Annotated in this window: 22 protein-coding genes and 2 tRNA genes; 6 read left to right on the forward strand and 18 right to left on the reverse strand. The window is 45.9% G+C overall.

What is annotated here, in order from left to right; all coding sequences use genetic code 11:
• Positions 1 to 40: 40 nt before the first annotated feature.
• Both BCF55_RS01700 and trxB read left to right on the forward strand, forming a co-directional pair.
• A complete protein-coding gene (locus tag BCF55_RS01700; protein WP_121009180.1) occupies positions 41 to 325 on the forward strand; it encodes a hypothetical protein in 285 nt (94 codons plus the stop codon).
• 12 nt (positions 326 to 337) lie between these two features.
• A complete protein-coding gene (gene trxB, locus BCF55_RS01705; RefSeq protein ID WP_121009182.1) occupies positions 338 to 1,273 on the forward strand; it encodes a thioredoxin-disulfide reductase in 936 nt (311 codons plus the stop codon).
• Here the strand turns inward: trxB and BCF55_RS01710 are convergent.
• From BCF55_RS01710 to BCF55_RS01720, 3 genes are read right to left on the reverse strand one after another with little or no spacing between them, the layout of a single operon-like run.
• The gene (locus BCF55_RS01710) at positions 1,270 to 1,929 is read right to left on the reverse strand and encodes an ABC transporter ATP-binding protein (RefSeq protein ID WP_121009183.1); all 660 of its coding nucleotides are present in this window, start codon (positions 1,927 to 1,929) and stop codon (positions 1,270 to 1,272) included. The genes trxB and BCF55_RS01710 overlap by 4 nt on opposite strands.
• A 1-nt stretch (position 1,930) precedes the next feature.
• Entirely contained in the window at positions 1,931 to 3,118 is a 1,188-nt protein-coding gene (locus BCF55_RS01715) for an ABC transporter permease (protein WP_121009185.1), read from the reverse strand.
• The gene (locus BCF55_RS01720; protein WP_121009187.1) at positions 3,115 to 3,813 is read right to left on the reverse strand and encodes a PilZ domain-containing protein; all 699 of its coding nucleotides are present in this window, start codon (positions 3,811 to 3,813) and stop codon (positions 3,115 to 3,117) included. The genes BCF55_RS01715 and BCF55_RS01720 overlap by 4 nt, the downstream gene beginning before the upstream one ends.
• 84 nt (positions 3,814 to 3,897) lie before the next feature.
• Here BCF55_RS01720 and BCF55_RS01725 point away from each other — a divergent pair.
• Together BCF55_RS01725 and uvrB are read left to right on the forward strand one after the other, a co-directional pair.
• A tRNA-Glu gene (locus BCF55_RS01725) sits at positions 3,898 to 3,975 on the forward strand.
• A gap of 83 nt (positions 3,976 to 4,058) precedes the next feature.
• The gene (gene uvrB / locus BCF55_RS01730; RefSeq protein ID WP_121009189.1) at positions 4,059 to 6,053 is read left to right on the forward strand and encodes an excinuclease ABC subunit UvrB; all 1,995 of its coding nucleotides are present in this window, start codon (positions 4,059 to 4,061) and stop codon (positions 6,051 to 6,053) included.
• Positions 6,054 to 6,055: 2 nt separating this feature from the next.
• On the opposite strand, the gene BCF55_RS01735 is transcribed toward uvrB, so the two are convergent.
• Positions 6,056 to 6,298 (reverse strand): NIL domain-containing protein, encoded by a 243-nt coding sequence (locus tag BCF55_RS01735; RefSeq protein WP_121009191.1) that lies wholly within the window; start codon positions 6,296 to 6,298, stop codon positions 6,056 to 6,058.
• 35 nt (positions 6,299 to 6,333) lie between these two features.
• On the opposite strand from BCF55_RS01735, the gene BCF55_RS01740 reads away from it, so the two are divergent.
• Positions 6,334 to 7,299 (forward strand): SDR family NAD(P)-dependent oxidoreductase, encoded by a 966-nt coding sequence (locus BCF55_RS01740; protein WP_121013116.1) that lies wholly within the window; start codon positions 6,334 to 6,336, stop codon positions 7,297 to 7,299.
• On the opposite strand, the gene BCF55_RS01745 is transcribed toward BCF55_RS01740, so the two are convergent.
• Positions 7,297 to 7,369: transfer RNA gene (locus tag BCF55_RS01745), tRNA-Val, on the reverse strand. The genes BCF55_RS01740 and BCF55_RS01745 overlap by 3 nt on opposite strands.
• Positions 7,370 to 7,517: 148 nt before the next feature.
• Here BCF55_RS01745 and BCF55_RS01750 point away from each other — a divergent pair.
• Positions 7,518 to 8,942, forward strand: coding sequence for a sigma 54-interacting transcriptional regulator (locus BCF55_RS01750; RefSeq protein WP_121009193.1), 1,425 nt, complete (start codon positions 7,518 to 7,520; stop codon positions 8,940 to 8,942).
• On the opposite strand, the gene bcsS is transcribed toward BCF55_RS01750, so the two are convergent.
• The 13 genes from bcsS to BCF55_RS01815 form a co-directional block, all read right to left on the reverse strand.
• Complete coding sequence (gene bcsS, locus BCF55_RS01755; RefSeq protein ID WP_147424998.1) at positions 8,939 to 9,610, reverse strand: cellulose biosynthesis protein BcsS; 672 nt, start codon at positions 9,608 to 9,610, stop codon at positions 8,939 to 8,941. The genes BCF55_RS01750 and bcsS overlap by 4 nt on opposite strands.
• A gap of 15 nt (positions 9,611 to 9,625) precedes the next feature.
• Positions 9,626 to 11,776 (reverse strand): glycosyltransferase, encoded by a 2,151-nt coding sequence (locus tag BCF55_RS01760; protein ID WP_121009197.1) that lies wholly within the window; start codon positions 11,774 to 11,776, stop codon positions 9,626 to 9,628.
• Between the two features lie 190 nt (positions 11,777 to 11,966).
• The gene (locus BCF55_RS01765) at positions 11,967 to 12,995 is read right to left on the reverse strand and encodes a transporter (protein ID WP_121009199.1); all 1,029 of its coding nucleotides are present in this window, start codon (positions 12,993 to 12,995) and stop codon (positions 11,967 to 11,969) included.
• A gap of 29 nt (positions 12,996 to 13,024) precedes the next feature.
• Complete coding sequence (locus tag BCF55_RS01770; RefSeq protein ID WP_170144725.1) at positions 13,025 to 13,672, reverse strand: C39 family peptidase; 648 nt, start codon at positions 13,670 to 13,672, stop codon at positions 13,025 to 13,027.
• Positions 13,673 to 13,716: 44 nt separating this feature from the next.
• Entirely contained in the window at positions 13,717 to 14,106 is a 390-nt protein-coding gene (locus tag BCF55_RS01775; RefSeq protein WP_121009203.1) for a hypothetical protein, read from the reverse strand.
• A gap of 1 nt (position 14,107) precedes the next feature.
• Positions 14,108 to 14,443 carry a hypothetical protein gene (locus tag BCF55_RS01780; RefSeq protein WP_245960371.1) on the reverse strand — a complete coding sequence of 112 codons (336 nt, stop codon included), beginning with the start codon at positions 14,441 to 14,443 and terminating at the stop codon, positions 14,108 to 14,110.
• Between the two features lie 52 nt (positions 14,444 to 14,495).
• A complete protein-coding gene (locus tag BCF55_RS01785; RefSeq protein ID WP_121009205.1) occupies positions 14,496 to 16,427 on the reverse strand; it encodes an autotransporter outer membrane beta-barrel domain-containing protein in 1,932 nt (643 codons plus the stop codon).
• A gap of 139 nt (positions 16,428 to 16,566) precedes the next feature.
• Positions 16,567 to 16,818 (reverse strand): hypothetical protein, encoded by a 252-nt coding sequence (locus tag BCF55_RS01790; protein WP_121009207.1) that lies wholly within the window; start codon positions 16,816 to 16,818, stop codon positions 16,567 to 16,569.
• Between the two features lie 199 nt (positions 16,819 to 17,017).
• The gene (locus BCF55_RS01795; RefSeq protein ID WP_121009209.1) at positions 17,018 to 18,988 is read right to left on the reverse strand and encodes a hydantoinase/oxoprolinase family protein; all 1,971 of its coding nucleotides are present in this window, start codon (positions 18,986 to 18,988) and stop codon (positions 17,018 to 17,020) included.
• Positions 18,989 to 19,020: 32 nt separating this feature from the next.
• The gene (locus tag BCF55_RS01800; RefSeq protein ID WP_121009211.1) at positions 19,021 to 20,172 is read right to left on the reverse strand and encodes a cation:proton antiporter domain-containing protein; all 1,152 of its coding nucleotides are present in this window, start codon (positions 20,170 to 20,172) and stop codon (positions 19,021 to 19,023) included.
• Positions 20,162 to 21,478 (reverse strand): TrkA C-terminal domain-containing protein, encoded by a 1,317-nt coding sequence (locus BCF55_RS01805; protein WP_121009213.1) that lies wholly within the window; start codon positions 21,476 to 21,478, stop codon positions 20,162 to 20,164. The genes BCF55_RS01800 and BCF55_RS01805 overlap by 11 nt, the downstream gene beginning before the upstream one ends.
• On the reverse strand, positions 21,475 to 22,419 hold the full coding sequence (locus BCF55_RS01810; protein ID WP_121009215.1) for an ArsA family ATPase: 945 nt from the start codon (positions 22,417 to 22,419) through the stop codon (positions 21,475 to 21,477). The genes BCF55_RS01805 and BCF55_RS01810 overlap by 4 nt, the downstream gene beginning before the upstream one ends.
• A 26-nt stretch (positions 22,420 to 22,445) precedes the next feature.
• Positions 22,446 to 22,913, reverse strand: coding sequence for a YqaA family protein (locus BCF55_RS01815; RefSeq protein WP_121009217.1), 468 nt, complete (start codon positions 22,911 to 22,913; stop codon positions 22,446 to 22,448).
• Between the last annotated feature and the right edge of the window lie 14 nt (positions 22,914 to 22,927).

A 22,927-nucleotide genomic window follows, 5' to 3' on the forward strand; every position in this document is an offset into this window, starting at 1 on the left:
AAACTTCTTGAGGAGTAAAGTAAAAGAGGGGTGGTGCAGTTTGAAAAAGAAAACTTACGTATTTGACAACGCCACGCTTGAAGTGCTCCAAACTCTTAGGGAAGAGCTGGGGAAGAAGGAGACGCAGATAATCCGTGAGGCTCTCAGGCTTTACTTAGACAACCACAGAACCAACGGTGAAGTTATGAACTCTCTTAACAAGCTTGTAGAGAGGATAGAAAACGTTGTAGAGCGAGTATCGGAACTTTCCTACAAACTCGGAAGGTGCGAGGAGAGAACAAAAAGGCTTGAAGAGGAGATAAGAAAGCTTAGAGGGGAAAGGTGATATCATAACTCTATGGCGGATATTGAGAAGGTGGTTATCATAGGTGGGGCTCCGGCTGGTCTTACGGCTGCAGTTTACACCTCAAGGGCTATGCTTGAACCCCTCGTCTTCGGTGGTCACATGTTCGGTGGTCAGCTCATGCTCACGACCGATGTTGAGAACTATCCAGGCTTCCCAGAGGGCATTCAGGGTCCAGAGCTTATAGACAGGATGAGACAGCAAGCTGAGAAGTTCGGAGCGAGGATAATTTACGAGAACGTTGTTAAGGTGGATTTCAAGACAAAACCCTTCAGGTTATGGGCTGGGGAGAAGGAATACCTCGCTGAGAGTGTTATAGTGGCAACTGGTGCGAGACCAAGGATGCTGGGACTTGAATCGGAAGCCCTCCTGATGGGGAAGGGAGTATCTTACTGCGCTGTCTGTGACGGAGCCTTTTTCAAGGATATGGACGTCGTTGTGGTTGGTGGAGGGGATTCGGCTATGGAGGAGGCTCTCCACCTTACCCAGCATGCCCGGAGCGTGACGGTTATCCACAGGAGGGACAAGCTGAGAGCTTCAAAGATAATGCAGGATAGGGCTTTTTCTAACCCGAAGATAAAGTTCGTTTGGAACAGCGTTGTGGAGGAGGTATACGACGTCAATAAGGGGAAAGTCACAGGGGTTCTCGTAAAGGACGTAAAGACCAATGAGCTCAGGGAGATTAAGTGTGAGGGTGTTTTCATAGCCATAGGGCACATTCCGAACACTGACATTTTCACAGGGCAGTTAGAGCTGGACTCCCAGGGATACATAAAGACCCACGACTTCGTAAAGACCTCCGTTGAAGGTGTTTTTGCAGCAGGGGACGTTCACGATAAGAGGTACAGGCAGGCTATAACGGCTGCAGCCTTTGGATGCATGGCAGCCCTTGAGTGCGAAAGATACTTAGCTGAGAAAGGTATCATTTAGGCAACGACCTCCCCGTCTTTAAGGCTTACTATCCTGTGGAAGAAAGGTTTTAAGTCTGGGTTATGGGTGGCTACTATGAAGGTGATACCCTCCTCCTCGTTCAATTTCTTGAAGAGTTCAAATATCTTCCTTCCCTCCTCCCAGTCTATGTTTCCCGTCGGCTCGTCGGCAAGTATCAGCGCAGGTTCACTTATCAAAGCCCTCCCTATAGCGACCCTCTGTTGCTCTCCGCCTGAGAGCTGGTAGGGTTTGTGCTTTAGCCTGTGGGAGAGTCTCAGAAAGTCTAAAATCCTAAGAGCTTTCTCCTCTGTGTCCTTTATATCAAGGAGCTCTCCAATTATCAGAAGGTTTTCAAGTACGTTGAAATCCTCCAGAAGATAGTAAAACTGGAAGATGTAGGCTACCTTTCTCTTTCTAAACTGGGCAAGCTCATCCTCTCCCATACCGCTCAGGGATTTCCCGAACAGGAGAACCTCACCCTCTGTGGGTTTGTCCAGTCCACCCACGAGGTGAAGGAGGGTACTCTTTCCCGAGCCCGAAGGACCCATGACACCCACGAACTCGCCCTTGCCTACCGAGAAACTTACCCCTCTCAAAGCTTTAGTGCCATCAGGATAGACCTTCCATAGGTTTTCCGCTCTGACTATCTCTTTCATGTTACTCATTCCTCAGTATATTGACCACATTCTCCTTTGCCGCTCTGAAGGCAGGAAGAAGGGAAGAGAAGAAAGATAGAAGCAAGGTTCCCATAAAGGTTGCAACGAGGTCAAGGGTCTTTATATGAACGGGTATGTAACTCATCATGTAAACCTCTTCAGGCACCCTTATAAGCCTGTATTCGTTTATAAAGTATGCGAGTACAAAGGATACGATAACACCTAATGTGGCGCCTACAAAGCCTATACTCAATCCTACGGAGATGAATATTCTGAGGATACCCCTACTTTCCATACCGAAGGTCTTTAAGACAGCTATGTCCCTTACCTTTTCCTTAGATTTTACAAACAGGAGGCTCGTTATGTTGAAGGAGGCTACCAAAACCATGAGAAGCAGTATCAGGAACAGGGCTAACTTCTCAAGCTGAAGAGCATTGAAGAGGGGTTTATTCAGGTCTATCCAAGAGCGGACAAGCACAAGCTCGTTGCTTATCAGCTTTTCTATGTTCTCTTTAACCTCCTGAGCCCTGTAAGGATCATGTATGTAAATCTCAATTCCTTCAAAACGCATACCCCTCTTAAAGAAAGCTCTGGCTTCCTTTTCATCCATGTAGGCTATGACGAAGTCTTTATCGTAAGCACCGGTCTGGAATATACCACCTATGTAAACTTCCTTAGTCTTGGGTATAAATCCTGTGGGTGTCCTTATACCTGTGGGAAATATAAGGACAGCTGAACCTCCCGGAGATACACCCAGAACATCTGCAATACCCTTTCCTATAACAACGTCTTTAAGCTCACCCCTTATCAGGTGGCTACCTACAAGCTCCCTAAAAGCTTTTTCCCTGTAGTTTACAGCCTTAACTGTAACAGGTTGAAGTCTATCTTCCCTGCCGAGTATGGCGCTGTACAGTGTAAAGGGAAGAGTGTCTTTAACACCGGGTACATTCTCAATTTTCCTCCTTATACCTTCTAAATCTGCCTCTCCTATGACGCTTACGATTACGTGGGGTGCTGTTGAGAGTATCTTTTCCTTTAACGAGTCCTGGAATCCTGTGAACACACCAAGCGTGAGCAATATTGCGCAGACACTCAGGAAGACCCCCAGAAAGGATATCAACGTTATAAGAAGAGTGCTGCCTTTAACTGACAGCAGGTACCTGAGTGCGAGCTTGAATGTGAGACTCATTCAATAAACCTCAGAGCCTGTATTATCTCCTTCTGTCTGTTAATTACGTACCTCCTTATCTTTGTAAGCTCCTCTTTTGGAAAATCAACCTCAAAACCAAGACGGACGTAAATGTCTTTACCCAAGCCAACCACATTCTTCAATCTACCTTTGCCAACTGCGGTACCGTTTTCTGGCAGGTGTATCTTTAGGGGAAACTCTACCGATTCGTCTTCTTTCAGCTCCTCTATACTATCCTGCAAAAACTTTACAAACTCTTTGTTCTCGTCAATTTTCAAGGACAATCCTATGCCCCTTTCACTTATATCCTTTACCGGGAGTTCAAACTTGTGTCCATCAAAGGTCAGCTCAACAATCACAGGTCTGTTGTCGTCAGGTTCAACACGAACGGAGTGTCTTTTGATGAACTCCGGAGGTTCAACGAAGTTTTCCAACGTAAGAACAAGCTCTTTGCCAAGGTTGCTAAAGACCTGTGTTTGAGCGTACTCCTTTGAAGATAGTCTTATGTAAACCGGGTCAAGGGTTGAGAAGGCTGCCCTTATGTGGGTCTTTCCCCAATCAAATCCCAAGAGCCTCCCCTCGTTGTCAACCCATTTTAATCTCAGTTGGACCTTTACAGGAATCTCTTTGTATTTGGTCACTATGTCATACTGGTCCCCAACTTTAAATATCTCCGAAACCTTCAGCTTATCCATAGGATTTCAATAGTATAATCAAGATTTAATATGCTTGACACAAAGAAGCCAGGTGCTTATAATACTCCTCTGTCTTTATAGGCTGCCCCCATCGTCTAGCCTGGCCTAGGACGCCGGCCTTTCACGCCGGAAACGCGGGTTCAAATCCCGCTGGGGGTGCCATTCACTTTCAAATTATGAACTGTCCAACCTTCAAGCTGAAATAAAACTTCCTGTCAGCCCTGAAGGGTATATCTTTATCTTGTATGAAGACCGTCCCCGGAAGATTTGAATTGAAGACCAAGCTCAAGCCTGCAGGAGACCAGCCAAGGGCAATAGAGGAGCTACTGGATAACCTTGAGAGGGGTGTAAGGGAACAGGTTCTCCTTGGAGCCACGGGTACAGGGAAAACATACACTATAGCCAACGTAATAGCTAACTACAATAAGCCTACCCTTGTGGTGGTTCACAACAAGATACTTGCGGCGCAACTTTACAGAGAGTTCAAAGAACTCTTCCCGGACAACGCAGTGGAGTTCTTCATATCCTACTACGACTACTACCAGCCGGAGGCTTACATACCCGAGAAAGACCTGTACATTGAGAAGGATGCAAGCATAAACGAAGTTCTTGAAAGATACAGACACTCAGCAACTATATCTGTCTTAGAGAGAAGGGACGTTATAGTGGTTGCTTCCGTTTCCTGCATATACGGTCTTGGCTCACCAGAACATTATGAGAGTATGAGGATAAGGGTCAGTAAAGGTTCCGCTTTGAATCTTACCAAATTTGTGAGGAAACTTGTAGAGCTGGGGTACGAGAGGAACGATTATGCCTACAAGAGAGCCACCTTCTCTGTTAAGGGCGATGCGGTAGAGGTAATACCCTCGGAGGCTGAGGACTACACGGTCAGAATAGAGCTCTGGGACGATGAGGTTGAGAGGATAGTCCTACTGGACACCCTAAACAGACATCAGATAAAGGAACTTAACGAGGTCTCTTTCTTCCCGGCGTCTCACTATATAGCCCCCAGACCTACGGTTGAGAAAGCCCTTGAGGAGATAGAGAGAGACCTGAGGGAGAGGGTTGACTGGTTCAGGAGACAGGGTAAGCATGTTGAGGCTCAGAGGCTCTATCAGAGAACCATGTACGACATAGAGATGATAAGGGAACTTGGACACTGCAAAGGTATAGAGAACTACTCAAGGTATTTTGACGGACGTCAACCCGGAGAGCCACCCTTTACGCTACTGGATTACTTCCCAGAGGATTTTCTCCTCGTCGTTGATGAGTCCCATATGACTGTACCCCAGATAAGGGCGATGTACAACGGTGACAGGTCTCGTAAGGAAAAGCTTGTTGAGTACGGTTGGAGACTCCCCTCAGCCCTTGACAACAGACCTTTGAAGTTTGAAGAGTTCCTTGAGAGGATAAACCAGGTGATATACGTGTCTGCAACTCCTGGAGACTGGGAGATAGAGAGAAGTCACGGGGTTATAGTTGAGCAGATAGTCCGTCCTACAGGTCTTGTTGACCCAGAGGTTGAAGTGAGACCGACCAAGAACCAGCTGGAAGACCTCGTCAAGGAGATACAGGATAGGGTTAGGAGGAACGAGCGTGCCCTCGTACTCACGACCACAAAAAGGCTCGCCGAGGAAGTGGCTGACTATTTAACCGAAAGAAGAATTAAAGCCACCTATATGCACTCTGAGCTTGACGCTATAGAGAGGGCAAGGATAGTGAAGGAACTTCGGGAGGGCTCCGTTCATGTGGTTGTTGGTGTAAACCTCCTCAGAGAGGGACTTGACCTTCCGGAGGTATCTCTGGTTGCTATACTGGAGGCTGATAAGGAGGGTTTCCTTAGGAGCTACACCTCGCTTATACAGACCATCGGCAGGGCTGCGAGGAATATAAATGGAAAGGCTATCCTTTACGCTGACAGAATTACAAGGTCAATAGAAAAAGCCATAGAGGAAACAAACAGGAGAAGAAGCAAGCAACAGAGATATAACCAGGAGCATGGCATAACCCCCAGGAGCATAGTGAAACCCATAAAGGAGCTGCTTGCTCTTGAGGAACTTGATTACGTCAAGCTTCCCATAAAGCTTCCGAGAGGTATAAAAACTGAAGAAGACCTTATAAAGAGAATTGAGAAACTTGAAAAGGAGATGTGGGAGGCGGCAAAGAACTGGGAGTTTGAAAGGGCTGCAAAACTTAGGGATGAGATAAAGAGTTTACGGGGTTACCTTAACCTCAATTGAGGTTACTCCATAAATATCTGACCTTCTATGGGCTGAACGCTTATACCCCTTTCCTCAATGAACTTTATAGCTTTCTCTATCTCTTCAGCTTCACCGTCCATTTCCACTGTAAGTATGCCTGTATCCTGGGTAACCTTCGCTGTCCTTATGTTTAAAACCACATCAAAGTTTTTACATACCATACAGAGAACGGGCTCCTTAACAAGCTCCTCCGGGTATATCAGCTGAAGCCTTACCATATTCATGATACCTTATGATTATAAGCTATAATACAGCTCTCATGAAAGTCTTGGTTACAGGTAGCGCCGGTTTTATAGGCTGGAAGGTCTGCGAGGTTCTTCTGGATACTGGATACGAGGTTGTGGGTGTTGACAATCTCAATGACTATTATGACCCGAGTGTAAAACTCTGGAGGTTAAGACAGCTTGAGAATAGAGAGGGTTTTAAGTTTTATGAGTTAGACATAGAGGACTACAAAGCGCTTGAAAGACTCTTTTCTTGCGAAAGGTTTGATGCGGTTATAAACGAAGCTGCCAGAGCAGGAGTAAGGTACTCTATGGAAAACCCGCACGTTTACATAAGCACCAACGTTGCAGGCACCCTTAACCTCCTTGAGCTCATGAAAAAACAGGGCATAAAAAAATTTGTTCTCGCTTCAACCTCATCCCTTTATGCGGGACAGCCGATGCCTTTTAAGGAAGAGCTACCCGTAAACACACCCATATCACCTTACGCAGCTTCAAAGAAAGCTGCCGAAGTTCTCTCCTATACCTACCACTACCTCTACGGTATAGATGTGGCTGTACTCAGGTACTTTACCGTTTACGGTCCTGCGGGCAGACCAGATATGAGTCCTTTCAGATTTATATACTGGGTTATGAAAGGGGAACCCATACAACTTTACGGGGACGGTTCACAGGTAAGAGACTTTACCTACGTGGATGACATTGCCAATGGTACTGTAAAAGCTTTAAGCGTAAAGGGCTATGAAATAATAAATCTGGGAAATAATACTCCTCATAAGCTCACGTATATGATAGAGCTTATAGAGAGGTTCACAGGTAGGAAAGCGAAGATAAATTTTGGAGAGTTTCACAAGGCTGACATGAAAGAAACATGGGCGGACATAACAAAAGCGAAAAATATATTGGGCTGGGAGCCAAAAACCTCTTTAGAGGAAGGCATTGAGAGAACGGTAAGGTGGTTTGAGGATAACTGGGACTGGATTGAGAGCATCAGGGTATAGGCGGGACGGGACTTGAACCCGTGACCTCCGCCTTGTAAGGGCGGCGCTCTCCCAACTGAGCTACCCGCCTTAATGGGAGTTCTTAATTATAACCCAATTTATCCTCAACGCTCAACGGCTTACGTATTTGATGGTAATTTTCACATATATGATGCACTTATATATCATATAATTTAAATATAAAGACCTAAATTATAGTTAGAGAGGGGGGTAAGTATATGAGACTAGCCCCAAGAATTCCCTTTAAAAGGGTAATCTATGTAAAATGCAGGAATGGGTGGCTTAAAGCTTCTGGGGAGGACATATCTCTATTTGGTGTTAAGTTCAGCCTTGAGAGATGGGAGGAATGTGAAGATAAAGACTGGGTAAAACTTAGGATAAAGTTTAACGGCAGTGAAGCAACCCTAAACGGGAAGATATATAGGAAAGAGAATAGCATTAGGGGTGTGGTTCTTTTCAATGAGGATGATTCCTTCCTTTCTAAGACGGTCGGACGTATAATAACGACCCGCATAAAGGACAGCAGAACCTGTCCGTACTGTAAATCCCAGGTTAATGATGATGATGATGTAGAGTGCCCAAATTGTCATATGCCTCTTGACTTCACAAAAGTTGACCTTATAAAGGCTCTCCGACGTATAAAGTTAGGGGATATACTGTCCGGTAAAGTTCCAGACCTGATAAAGGGACAGATTTGCCAGGAAGAGAAGGTAGAGTTTATAGGTACCTGCGATTGTATGAAGAAGGTCTTTGATCTGATAAGGAAGTATGCCCTTACGGATTATCCTGTTTTGATACTCGGTGAGACGGGAACAGGGAAAGAGCTTACAGCAAAGGCTATTCACGAGAAGAGCCCTCGCCGGAATGGACCCTTTATAGCTATCAACTGTGCAGCTATACCTAAGGAGCTCCTTGAAGCCGAGCTCTTCGGGTACGAGAAGGGAGCCTTTACAGGAGCTGATAAGCAGAAAAGGGGTAAGATAGAGGTTGCGGACGGAGGCACTCTATTCCTAGACGAGGTGGGAGAGCTTCCCCTTGAGCTCCAAGCCAAACTCCTCAGATTTCTGGAAGACCTATCCTTTGAAAGGGTAGGTGGCACTGACAGGATTAGAGCGAACGTTAGGGTAATAGCTGCTACAAACAGAAACCTTGAAGAGCTTGTTGAGAAAGGTCTGTTTAGAGAAGACCTCTACTACAGGCTGAAGGTGTTGACCATTGAACTTCCACCCCTAAGGGAGCGTGGGGACGATGTGATAGTTATGGCAAAGTACTTTCTTGAAAAATTTACAAGAGAGCAGGGTAAAGAGATATTGGGCTTCACCGATGACGCCCTTGAGCTTATAAAGAGTTATCAATGGCCCGGAAATGTAAGAGAACTCATAAACACCATCAGGAAGGCTATAGTCTTAACTGATAAGAAATACATTGATTCTGGAGACCTTGACATAGATGTAGAAAAGCTCTCAAAGGATATAAGCGGTAAAGGTATATTCAACCTGAAGGAGCACGTTGAAAAACTTGAAAGGGAATTGGTTGAAAAGGCTTTCAGGATCACCGGGGGGAATATAAGCAGGATGGCTTCTATGCTTGGTGTGAGCAGACCCACCATCTACAAACTTATGGAAAAGTACGGTCTCCTTTAGAATCCCCAGTAAAGCTCAACTCCTGCGTAGGCACTGTTTCCCTTAGAGCTATTCTTATAACCGCCTCTCAACCCTAAGGACAGACCATAAAACTTTAACTCTACGATAAGTCCGCTTTGAATGGCGCTGTAGTCCTTGTTCCCCTGACCTATGACCTCTCCACCGATATTTAAGCTTCTGTTAAGTTCCTTTTTCAACCTTGCCCTTGACCACAGGTAAGAGGTGGCGGAGCTGTAGCTTGCTATAAAGTCTGCCCCATAGCCTTTTCCAAGGCTACCGTAAGCTTCTATCTGGGCAAGTAAGCTATCCTTCATACCTTTGACCTCAACCCCTGGTATATTCGGGCTTACATCGGTATCCCTTCTCTCCCAGCCTGCCCATAGGGTAAAACTCCATGCGTTGTACCTTCTCTTTACACCTCCTGATAGTTGAAAGGCAGGTGCTTCAGCTCTCACGTTTGTACCGTTTTGCTCAAACTTATAGACCAGATAGTCTCCCCAAAACTTGGCAAGAAGTGACGTTTTTGAGTTAACTGACTTCTCAGCCATTAAACCAACGTAGGAGTATGACTGCCCTTTTGTATCAGCCTCAGAGCCTGATAAAAAACTGAGAGACTGAGCGTAAGAGCATGAAACTAAGAATGCGGTGACGATTATAAAATTTCTCACGATTTACTCTCCTTATCAGGTTGTTACCTGCATATCCTGTACTCCAAAGTCATAGCTTGGTCTTTGCACCAGAACTACTCCGTATCTGTATGCCTTTATGCCGTAAAAATTTATCTCCTTTGACCAGAGAATTTCTCCGTTCACGAGGCTTTCCTCGCCCTCACTGACGACCTTTAGTGAGATATAACGGCTTTCTATAGGTTTGTAGGTCAGTATCCTTAATCCCTGTTCACTTATATCCTCCGTTGTATAGGGAACAAAATCTCCGTTCACAAACACAAGACCCGGTCTATGGATTTCCAGTCTCTTGGTTCTTCTCTTGGGGCGTTTCTCTTTTAGATAGGAGACGACGAGGGATATCGGAGTGTTTGAGGGCTTATCATGTTTTTCCATATACTTCTTAAGCAGAAAGCGGAAGTTAAAGAGATTTATAACCTTTTCCTCCTCTGGGGTTATGTTGTTAAATCTGACACCAAGCTTAAAGAGTCCTGACTCCTCTATCTTCTTTGAATACAGAACCTCCCCTTTGAGATTAAGCTTCCTGTCCTTGAAACTAATTTGTACCTCTATATTCTCACCCCTTTCAAAGCCTATCTGAGATAGGAGCGCTGTGCCTCTTTCGTGGAGGTCCTCAACGGTGACGGCTGTATGAGTGTTCTTGATTCTCGCTATGGCAGGAAAGTTCGCCGGAAACCTGAACCTCTCCCTTTGGTGTCTTTTGTGTAAGGTCCAGAACAGACATGCCCCGGCTATTCCAGTATTCAAAGAAGCCCAGAACATATTTGCCACGTAAAGGTCCTTGTTTGGAAGAACTTTAAAGTTCACGAGGGCGTAGAGAATACCCACTGCTCCAGCGCTGAGAACCCCAAGCTGTGGCAGAACTTCCCTTAAAGGTACTTCCCTTCCGTTTTCCTTACTGGTTACCCTGAATCCTGTCTTCCTTTTTAGGAAGCTAAAGACCGATTTTATAAAGGTAAAGAACCTTGCCATGTTGTACTGTTCAAGGAGCAGAAACTTTCCATGACCCCTTGACATCTCATCAAAAGCCCACAGGGATAGGAGTATGTGGGGCAGGAATACAGGTAGAAACTCTTTCAAGCCGACACTTATGGGAAATATCCCAGTAAGTAAGACGACTGCGGGAGCCGTGTAATATATCGCCTTCTGAAAACCGTCAAAGTAAGTTGTCATAGAGGCAAGGTAGCTTATCCTCTGAGGCAGACTCAATCCCCTTCTAAAAATTGGGTTTTCTTTGCTGAAAAGAATTTGCATAGCACCTTTTCCCCACCTCTCTCTCTGAGTTCTATAGGGAGAGAAAGTTGAGGGTGCCACTCCGTAAGCGAGGGTTTCTGGGTGGTACACCGACTTCCACCCTTTTGCATGAAGCCTTATGGCTGTGTGGATATCCTCCGTCACGGTTCCTGTGGCAAAACCGCCTATGCTTTTAAGAGCCTCTCTCCTTATGACTGCGCAGCTACCGCAAAAGAAGGCTGAATTTATCCTGTCTTTACCCCTAAGTATCACCTTATAGAAGAGCGACTCCTCGTGCCATAACTTTCCTTTTGCAACCCTGTGCTCATAGGAATCTATATTGTAAAAATCCTGAGGGGTTTGAACGAAAGCTACCTTTTCATCCTCAAAGTATCCGAGGGTCTTGTGCAGGAAGTCCGGTTCAGGGACATGGTCGGCATCAAAGATAGCTATGAAGTCTCCTTCAGTGCTCTGAAGTGCGTTGTTAAGGTTGCCGGCTTTCCCTTCCGTATTCTTATCCCTGGCTATGTATTCACATCCCAGCTCCGCGCACAACCTTCTTATCTCCGGTCTGTTCTTGTCATCAAGGACGTAGGTCTTATGAGGGTACTCTATGGCGAGGGCTCCCTGTATGGTCTTTTTGAGTATATCAGGACTTTCGTTGTAGGTTGGTATGTAAACGTCAACCTTTAAACCAGCCTTTGGTGACTTTGGTTCTCTTTTTGGAAACTTCCAAACCATGAAGAAGAACATCAAGCCTGCTAAGAATCCGTAAACCTCAGCTCCGTAAACAAGAAGGGAAAAGAACATGGCATCCTTGTTCAAGGTACCGAGTCTCCAGATAAGGTAGTAAAGGGAAACTCCTACCGATACAACAACTAAGGCTCTTCTCAGGCTATCTATATCCATGCGCATATGTTTTACCTCCTGGTGTTATATGTGCAATTTTCATGCCAGTAGCAAACTGTTGCTAATAAAGGCTTTTCTTTTAGGGCTATTTTTATCATGTGTATAGGATGTTTACACTATTCCGCAAGTGTATGTGTCTGCTTAACGAATCCTGTGTAAACACTCTTTACAGAATGTAAGTCTTCTTTACACAAAGTCAAAACTTTATAGGTATCCTTAGCTCAACCATATAGTCAGGTGCATCCTCTGTAAGTCCTATGTAAACTGCAAAACTTACTGGAACTGAAGGTGACACAGCCATGCCTGCCCCAAACTTGAAGAGAGCCGAGTTTAGCGTTGAGTTCTGAACCCTCTTTTTCCCCGTACCGTTGTCTATGTATGTTGAGAGGGTGTAGTTCTGTATAAACTGGGTTGAGAGGGAGAAGGTGTAGCTTATGGCATAAGCCATACCAAGGCTTAGGTTTATCGTATCCCCTGGGTAAACGTACTTAAGGAAACCGGTTTCCCCTTCATCTTCGGTATCACCGTCACCGTTTAGATCTGATTTAACAGTTTTGTTCACCTTCTCTTTAATGTTGTATATGTATCCTAACCCCCCGAACACCACAACTGGGTCAACGCCCTTTATGAGATTTATACCTGCTCTGACCGAGTAATAACCTGTTCCCGTTGGAACGTCGTTATTCGGGTCTATATCAAAGGGGCTTTTACCGGTCTTCGTCTTTACCCCGAGGTTCAGTATTACCGCCGGTCTGCTTACGGTTTCCTTCACTGGTTGAAAGCTCACACCAAGGGCTACGTCTCCAAACCCGAACCTCTCCATGTGTTTGTCTCCCGTTGACTGCCCTGTACCTGTTGGGACACCTACCATGTCATATCTGTAAACTATCGGCAAACTGACCTCAGCCTGGAAGTTATCCCTTATCCCGTATCTGAGCATGAAGGTGTTTATGAAGATGTTCCTCTTAGCGGTCTGTATACCAAACTTCCCCAGCGTAAGGAAAACGGGGTCAAGTATGGCGAAGCTCTCCAGGAAAATCTGGTTTGCCGAATAGTAAGTGTAGGTGAAGTTTTCTTCAAACTCAAACTGTCCACCCTTTAAAAGTACGTAGTCTCTCTCAAACTGTGTGAGTGCCTGTTCCGGCTTCTGGTTTGCAGTCTCCTGGGTAAAGGAAAACCCTGTCAAAAACAGGGTAAAAAACAATATTCCCCATACTCTTTTCATATCAACCTCCCCCTAAATTTTATAGAACTTTAAAAGTCTGTGCTGTATCTGTAAGTTGGAAGCATCTGATGAACAAGCTCACCTCTCAGATAACCTGCGCTTACCGTCTGCATATCCTTTTCTGTTATTGCGAGTTTGTTGTCAGTTTTCCCCTCTTTAGGCTCTATCACAAGGGCTATGTTTTTGTACCAGATTCTCTCAAATTCTTCTGGTGTGAGAATGGTGTTCCCGAAGGCTGGGTCTGCTATGAACACCCTACCCTTATAGACACCTCTGAACACGACAAAGTGTTTGTAGTTCCCTATGACAACGGTGACAATCGCGGGCTTGTTCAATTTTACAAGTCCCTTTATATCCGTTTTTATGCCGTAAGCCTTAAATCTATAGCTCTCTGCGAATCTTTTCATATCAAGCAGTGAAAAACCTTTCCTTTGAGCTATCTTCTCCTTGTCCCCTATCTCAAACATCCTGTGGGTAACCTTCTCCTCTTCTACGGGGACTCCCAGGTAGTAGTTGAAAATAGTTGCAACCGTGGCAGAACCGCAACTGTAGTCAAGCTTTTGTCTGACAACATTTGTAAACTTAAGCTCCTGCGCAGTTTTTACCTTCACCTTCACAGAAGTGGCTACACCTGTATATGTTCCCAGTGGTAAGTACATACCCGACTTTGGGTCCATGTGGGAGCATCCTATAACAAAAAGAAAGAGAAAGGGGAGCCACCTCATGGCAGCGTGCTCCCGTTTATAGCGTTGAGAACTGTGTTTACGTTGAAGGTTGGGTTGGTCAGTGAGGATTCAATGATTATGAATATGTTGTAGGAGTTGTTTACCGCTGAGTTTGAAGCATTTACCGGATTCCAGGCGTTTGACTGGGCGTTGTCCGATATAAGCACGGAACCGCTCATATCAATGTAGTCTTTTATGTTTATGTTCTGTACAAGGTTCCCCAGCGTGCTGTTGATTATGTCTCCTACAGCGCCGTTTATTATATTAAGCCCCTGGGCATGTACCTCATCAAGCTCTCTGTCGGACAGATACTGAATCTCACCCGCCTTCGGGAAGGATAAAAGCAAGACTGTCAGGAGAGCCGAAAGTAACATCAACTGTCTCATTTTATTTCCTCCTCACGACATCTCCGCAGACCTGATAGATAATCAGCTCCTTCCCAGCAATCTGCCAAGATATCCTCATGTTTATAAGCGCGTTTCCTTTCTTGCTGTACTGCCTCTGGGCGTTTATGGCACTGGACACTATAAGGTCGTTCATAATTTTGGGGAGTCTCTTCTCCTCCTTGGGGTACTTCACCGTATAGACGTAGCAAGTGCTGTCAATGAGCTCGTAAGATTTGAAGCCTCCGTCCCCAAAGGAGACAATAAACTTCTCCTGCGCTGAAGAAATGCCCAAAAATGTCGTTAGTACCAGAAGCAGTGTCGCTGTTGTAATTCTCATCTTCTCCTCCGTTTGAAAAAAAAGGGGGAAGGGGCACCCCCCATGCAAGTATTCAGAATCCTATGGGTATAAAGAGTGACCCTATCTCAGCATTTCCAGCTATAGCTGTGTTGCCCGATGCCTGGTTGGAGAAGTTCACAGATGTCTGGACGTTGGTCTGGGTTACGGAGGAACCTGAGACTACACCGTTCACTACCGCAAGGTTGGTTCCACTGTTGACCGCAGAGGTTGCGGCGTTCACTATCATCCATCCTGAGGCATAGGACTGAGCGTTATCGTTCAGCTGGACAGAGTTCATGTTGTTGTCCTGGTCCGTCTGGGAAAGGTCCGAACAGAAACAGTTCTCAATTATCTGTCTCTGCTTGTTCAAGTTAATTGCAACTGCAAGGGCGTTAGCCGTTGCATAGTTGTTGTGGTTGCTGGCAAACTGCTCGTTGGTTTGGGAAACCGTGCTGTCATCTACATTTCCGTCAACAAATAGAAGGTTGAGACCTGAGTTAACAGCCGACTGAGCCATGTTGGTCATGAAAAGAGCACTTGCTGATGACTGAGCATCATCGTTGAGCTGGACTGAGTTGTTGTTGTTATTTTGATCCCCAATAGTGGCATGGACCGTGTGTACGTACTGACCGGGCTCACCCGCAATCTCAGCGTTGGTGGCAACCGCTATATCTTCTGACTCAGGGTTTCCATTGTAGGTTCTCGCTTCGTTGTCAAAGTTCCTTGCACTCTGATAGTTACCCTGATGAATCTCGGATGTTGACACGGTCGTTGCGGCCATTACGTTCATACCAGTGTTTCCGGCTGAGACCGCCGAGTTGGTCATATCAAGGGCGCTTGCACCGGACTGGGCGCTGTCGTTGAGCTGCACTGAGTTGTTGTTGTTGTCCTGCTCCTCTATGACTCCCAAGCCAACGAAATCGTCAGCTACCGCGTTATGTACGTTCTGAGTCTGCTTGTTGAGGTTGCCTGCCAGAGCTACACCGTTATCAGCTTCCGCACTCGCAACGTTTACATGGCTCTCCGCAGTTTGGGAGTTGTTCTGAGTCATTAGGGAGTTGGAAAGGTTAGCCATAGCCATTACGTTTAGCCCGCTGTTGTAGGCTGAGTTTGCAACATTCAGCATTGAAACGGCGCTTGCACCGGACTGGGCGCTGTCGTTGAGCTGCACTGAGTTGTTGTTGTTGTCCTGGTCGTATATATTGTTGGGCTCGCCTTCTGACTGGTACTGGTTGTTTATGTTCTGGGTAACACCAAGCTCCGCATTACCAGCTACTGCAATGGGTTGATCACCTGCTTGTGCCTCAGCATAGTTGCCCATGTTCTTAGCAACTTGGGTGTTGGTCTGATGTCCTTCCGTTGAATCCACATCACCCGCAACGAAGATGTTCATACCTGTGTTCACCGCAGATATGGCTGCGTTCTCTATCATGAGCCCTGAAGCACCGGACTGAGCGCTGTCGTTGAGCTGCACTGAGTTGTTGTTGTTGTCCTGTTCCCTGATATTTCCGTTGTTATCTATGGACTGGGTTTCCTTGTTGAGGTTTCCTGCTATAGCAAGCTCTTCCTCAGCATCTGCGTTGTTAGCCGTGTTTACGTGATTCATAGCAACCTGAACGTTTGTCTGAGAGAAGTAATAGTTGAAGTATTTGGTATCTCCGTTCTGGGGTGGTGGTTTGGGTCCAGGCTCGGGTCCATCGGCAAGCAAGTTTACTGCTGCGTTAAGGGCTGTCTTGGCAACGTTTATTATTCCTCCAGCCTGAGCCTCAAGCTGAGCATTGTCATTCAGCTGGACAGAGTCAAGGTTGTTATTCTGTCCGTTTATTTCTGCAAATTGCCTGTTGTCGTTTTCAATTACCTGAAGACCCTGTGCTGATACGTCCTCAAGCTCTTCCTCGTTGAGGACCTGCATGTCTCCTGCCAGCGCTCCGGCGCTGAGTACTCCCGCTGAGAATACTGCTGAAAGTAAAAACTTCTTACTCATGATTGACACCTCCTTAAAGTGCTCTTAAATTTTTTTGGTAGAAAGGCTCTCTTAGGCGCTCCGGCGCCTCTTTTATTCTTTTTTTCGTTAGCTACTCGGGTGCCATGTGTTTGCCTCCTCTCCTCATATCTACACCTCCTTAAGGCTTGATTTCAATCTCAATCCTGTCTACCGTCCCTCCTCTCATGCTGTGGTTCTTTGCTTCGTCCCACAGGATTATCTTTGAGTCAGATACGGTATAAACCCTCTGCTCGTACCCTGCAAATACCTCATCAAGTATCGGGTCTCTTACACCTTGCAGGTTTGAGCCTTCACTCGTCCCCTCACCATCGGAACCGAAGGTGATACCAGCTATCAGAAACAGGCTGAGTAGAAAGGCTCTCCTTATCATGCTGAAAATATATGTGCAATTTTTGTGCCAAAACTCTAAGTTATTGGCAGATATAACATTTTAAGCTTTATGGGTTTTTTAAAAACACCCCAGGTTTGTAAAAAATTTTTACATTCGGATACAGGTTTAAAAGAGAAAAGTGCTGAAATTGAACGGTTTGAAGGTAATGTTAAAAAACTTTACACAGTGTCAAAAAAATTTACAGCTCTACAATTAAATTACCGAATTTATCCACCTCAGCGCTTGAACCGGGAGGAAGCACAGTTGTTGAAGAATACTCCACAACTATAGCTGGTCCAAAAATCCTGTTGCCCCACCTGAGGCTTTCCCTTTTGTAAACTTCCGTTTTCACCGTATTGCCTTCAAAGAAGCTGTTAGTACTACCGAGCAGGGCTTCCGGATTCCTTTCTGGAGCTTTCTCCTCAAAACTTGGAATAACAGGCTTTGGGGTAGAAACCTGTGCCCTTAATCTTATGTTCACTATTTCTGTGTCCCTATCGTGGCTGTATCCGTAAAACCTCCTGTGCTCTCTGTGAAAAGTCTCCTCATACCCTTCACTGAAGGGTACAGTGAGCTCATAGGATTGTCCTGTGTACCTCATGTCAAGGTATCTATCAAGGAGCACATCGTTTGCTGTGAAGCCTTCCTTTTCCATATCCTCAATTGCCCTTTCAATTAGGGGCTGAAATAGTTCTTCCAGAGAGAGGTAATTCGTTTCTGAGCCTTTGAGCATAACTGTGAGGGAGTAATCTTTAACGCTGTCTGCCAGAAGCATGCCCATAGCGGAGAATATACCTGGATTGGGCGGTACGATAACCCTCGGTATCCCGAGCAACTTAGCAAGGAAAACCGCGTGCAGTCCTCCGGCTCCTCCAAAACTTACAAGAGAGAAGTTTTCAGGGTTGTAACCCCTCTCAACGGAGACCTTCCTGAGAGCCCTTTCCATGTTTGAGTTTGCAACTTCAATTATTGCATGGGCAAGCTCTATGGGAGAAGTATTTAACATCCCCGCCAAACCCCTTAAAGGCTCATTAACTCTCTCAGGGTGCAGTTTCATCCTACCTCCCAGGAAATAGTCCGGCACAAGCCTTCCTAAAAAGAGGTTTGCGTCCGTGACGGTTATATCCCTCCCTCCTCTTCCGTAGCATACCGGTCCTGGCTCAGCTCCAGCGCTTACGGGTCCAACTCTCAGCAACCCGCCTTCATCTATCCAGGCTATGGAACCCCCGCCCGCTCCTATCGTATGTATATCTATCATTGGAACCTTTACGGGAAGCCCGTTTATCTTTGTCTCCGTGGTTACGGTTGGGGCTTTGTCTATGAGAGAAACGTCCGTTGATGTTCCTCCCATATCAAAGGTTATCAGTCTCTCAAAGCCCGTGAGCTTTCCTATATGAAGCGCACTTATAACCCCTCCTGCCGGACCGGAGAGGACCGTTCTCACGGCTTCTCTTTTTGCAACCTCAGAGGAGATTATCCCTCCGTTGGACTGCATTATGTTCAGGCTGTCCTTTTCCTTCAGGTTCTTCTCTAGGTAAGATATGTATCCTTCCATCTTCGGGGAAACGTAAGCGTTTACCACGGTTGTTGAAGTCCTCTCAAACTCCCTAAACTCAGGGAGTATTTCATGGGATAGGGAGACGTGTATGCCAAGCTCTTCTCTGATAACTCTACCCACTTCCATTTCATGCACTGGGTTCGTATAAGAGTGGAGCAGGCAGACCGCAACGGACTCAGCTCCGGAACTCTTTAACTTTTCCACTATACTTCTTACCTCTGCTTCCTCAAGGTCCTCTAAAATTTCACCCCTGTAATTTATCCTTCCCCCCACCCCAAAACGTAACTCTCTGGGAACGAGGGTTTCAGGCTTCCTGTAATGTAGATCGTATAGTCTTTCCCTGTTCTGCCTCCCTATCTCAATTACATCTTCAAAGCCCTTGTTAGTTATCAGGGCTGTCTTTGCTCCCTTTCTTTCTAAGAGGGCGTTGGTGGCAACGGTAGAGCCGTGAACTATCCTTCTGCCCTCGCCTCCTATCTCTTCAAGACCAATGAGAACAGCCTCTGCTGGGTTCTTAGGTGTGGAAGAGACCTTAAGGACTTTAAACTTCCCCTCTCTGAAGAATATAAAGTCCGTGAAAGTTCCTCCTGTATCCACACCGATAAAGAGCATGGGAATATTTTAAAGGTGGAAGAAGCTGCTCACTATCTCAACACCTTTATAAAAGCTTTAGCCCCCCAGGGGAATAGAAGGGAGGAGAGGGCGGCTCCAAGGAAGAGAACCACTCCCGTTCTCTCGTCTATCAGTCCAGAAAGTCTCGCTATTTCAATACCGGCTATCATCAGGGTGAAAGGATAGGAAAGGAGAACGGAGGAGAGGAAAGCTTCCTTCAGGGAAAAACCTCCCGGTATGAGTAAAAGGGAGGGGAGTAACCTTATAAGGAGCATAACCAGAAGAACCTGTCCAACCTCTTTGAGGAGGTCAAGGTCAAGGTTTGTAAGGTTCATTCCCATGCCTGTTTTTATGAAGAAGATCGGAATCAGGAACCCGTATCCTATGGAAGACAGCTTCTCTTCAAGGTCATGCTTCTTCCTTATGAAGTAGGAAAATACCATGCCTGCTAAAAATGCTCCCAGGACACTTTCAACACCCGCTATGTGGGCAAGAACTGCGGCTGTAAACATAAGGGCAAGGCTCAACCTTATCCCTATGGCACTTGGGTCTTCCTCGTAGGTTAGCTTCCTGACTATCTCGGGAAACCACCATATAAGGAGTCCTACGAGACGAAAAGCCAGGAAGAAGAGCAGGAAGAAAAGGGCTACCACTCCAAGTTCTTTGAAGATGGCAATCCACCCTGAGAAGTGCCCTACCTTTTCCATTAAGGTGAGGGCAAAGAGGCTAACTACTTCCCCTATCACGCCCAGAATGAGAACCCTCTTGGCTAAGGGTGTTTCCAGCATCTTCATATCTTTTAAAGTTGCTACCATCAATCCTACGGAGATGAGAGAAAGTATTATTGCTGTGGGTATTCCCGTCCCCAGTATGTAAGCAAGTATGAGAGCTACAATGAAAATAGAAAACACATAACCTGAATATATAAAAAGGAGTTTAGTTTCTATCCTCTCAATAAGGTTAAAATCCACCTCAAGTCCTGCGAGGAACATAAGGATAAGGAAGCCGAATTCCGAGAGGAACATTAGTATCTCTGGGAGTTCCTGACCAGAGCCCAGGATGTGTCCGAGCAGGAGACCGAATATCAACTCCCCTACAGGAACGGGCATCTTCAGAATGCGGGAAAATAGGGGTGCCGTGAATGCAGCGGCGAATACGGTCAGCAGAAGCATTTCAGCGCTCAAGATACACCTCCGGTATCAACAGGGTTGAAAGTTTTGTCTTCCTTGCAAGAACATGAGGTGTATAGGGAGAAAAGAAGCCTGACTTTCTTCCAGGGGTGTAACCTACAGCAAGAAGGTTAAAGTTACCTTTCAGAAGCTTTAAGGTTTCTCTTACCGGGTTTCCCTCCTTCCTCATAAGTTTTATCTCCACGTTTTCAGTTGCCCGCATCCTCTCAACGAAGTTTTTGAGGCTTTCAAGGAGTTCCTTTTCTTCTTTTGTCATCATCTTTTCAATGCTTGTTACGAAAAGTATGAAAACCTTACTCCCAAAAAGCCTTGCGAAATCAACAGCGTTTGGTAAGAGGAATCCAAGGGCGTCGGTGTTTGCCGATACAAGGATGTTCTCGTAAGGATGTGAACCCCTGAGTATCAACGATGGAGACCTCAGCTCTGTAAACACCCTGTCCACTGTGGACCCACCAAAGAAACTCCTTTCATCCTGCAGGAGGTAAAGACCAACCTCTTCTGAAGCCTTCAACTGGGAGCAATCCTCTTCAATCCATTCCCTTACCTTAACCCTCTCCTTTACATAATCAAACTCTTCGCCCGAAACGCCGCAGGCTATGCCTTTCACACCCCACTTGAGTGGGAAGTTTGGAACACCTTTAGTGACCATATTTATGAAGAGTTCTATCTGAGAGGGTTCGCCTACTATCAAAAGTCTATCGTTGGGTTGAACCCTCAGGTCGGTTCTTGGGAGTATTATGCTACCCTCTCTGTAAATCAGAGCTACCCTCACGTTCCTTAGTCTGAGCTCGCTAAGCCTCATGTATGTCGCAGGTGAGCTTTCTGTTATCAGAACTTCTGCAACCTCCCCCTTCCTCAAACCTATACCTACCGGATACTTTACGACTCCCTGCCCTTTGAGTAGGTTCTTAAGAATATTCCCGAGCACGTCTGGAACGGATACAAGCTCTATCTTCAGCTCCTTGAATTCTTTGCCTTCAGGTCTTTCCTTAGCAACAAATATGAACGTCCCCTTAAAGCCGAAGGCTTTCCTGAGAACCCTTGCAATTGTAAGGGTGTCTTCCTCATTTAAAAAGGATATGACCGCTTCAAGCTCTTCAAGGTTTATCTTATCTTTCCACAGCTCAAGGTCTGTTGCGCTTCCAGGAACAACGCTCAGGTTTTCAATGCCCTTTTCCTTCTCAAGGAAGTTCCTGAGTTTCTCTCCTTCCTTTTCAACCACGATAACGTCTGAAAACTGGGACACTATCTCTGTTATCTCCTCCACATATCTACCCAAACCAAGAAGTGCAATGCTCATATTCCAAGCCTCCTTCCAAGTTCTACCGAAACCTCCCTGAGCTGGTTTACTCCCTCTATATCCTTCTCCTTCATGGGAATCTCAACTATAGGAAACTCTTTGAACTTTTCCCTAATCTCTTTCATATACTCCTTCTCCTGTTCTTTCCTCATGGTAAAGAACTCATCCCTTGTGGCGGGAGGAAGCACCTTGTTAACTATGATAGCCCCCACGTTTACCCTTAATTTCTTAAGGGAGTTTACCATTCTGTAAGTTTCCTCTATCGGCAATCTTTCAGGGTTTAGAACCGGGAAAAAGATGGTTTTCCTGGAAAGGAGGAGCTCAGAGAAGGCAAGGAACCTCTTCCTCCTCTCCTCAAGGATATGAATGGCTCTGTCTTCCTTCTCTTTACCGCTTGCAGACCAGAGCTTTTGGGCTGTTCTCTTCCTTTTAAGCAACTCTTCAAGCCATCTACCGATCCTGCTTGCAGTTTTTAACATTTGGAGGGTATGTCCCGTTGGAGCCGTATCTATGACGAAGTGTTCGTAGTCCCCGAAATGTCCCAGTATTAATTTGGTCAGCTCTTCAAGAGTTGCAGCTTCTTCCGTTCCTGGTGTCTCCTCAATACTATGAAAAGCTTCCTTTATCTGGTCAAACACCTCTGCATTGACCAGAGGCTCTATACTCTCAAGGGCTTTCTTCATATAACCTCTAACAGCCTCATAGGGGTCAATTTCACAAACGTATAGATTGGGTAACGCTTGAAAGATTCCTTCACCTTTAACCCCAAGGATATCCGATAGGGAGTGAGCCGGGTCTGTTGATATAATGAGGGTTTTTCTCCCTCTATCCGCAAGTGCAAGGGCTAAGGCAGAGGAAAGGGTTGTTTTCCCTACGCCCCCCTTTCCACCAAAGAAGAAGAGCTTTCTATCAAGCATTTCTAAAAGTTTAAACGCAGGCATGGAAGCCGGTAAAGGCTTTTATCCTTTCAGTATCCGAACATACTTCCCATATAGGCAAAGACCAGGAACCTCGGCAATCTGCCAATGAAGGCGGCTAATAAAAAGGGAATTCTGGGCATCTCAAATATCCCTGCGAGCCAGCATATAGCTTTGAAAGGAACCGGGGTCAAAGCTCCCAGAAGGACAGCGAAAACGCCGTATCTGTTCATGAAGGCTTCCCCTTTCAGGAAGTTTTTTTCACCTAAAAGCTTTTTAGTGAGAGGTTCTCCAAATATTAACCCCAGTGTATGGGCTGTAAGTCCCCCAAGAACGCTTCCCAGGGTTGCCACTAAGGAGGCGATAAGCGGGTTGAGCCCCAGGGCAGTTCCCCCAGCTATGAAAGGGTCAGGGGGGACCGGCTGAACGATGCTTTCAGAAAAAGATATAAGGAATATACCTATATAACCGTAATGCTCAACGAGGTTCTTTGCCCACAGCTCTAAAGATTCAAACATTTAGGCTAAAATAT

The organism is Hydrogenivirga caldilitoris, from assembly GCF_003664005.1.
In the GTDB taxonomy this organism is placed as follows: Bacteria; Aquificota; Aquificia; order Aquificales; family Aquificaceae; genus Hydrogenivirga; species Hydrogenivirga caldilitoris.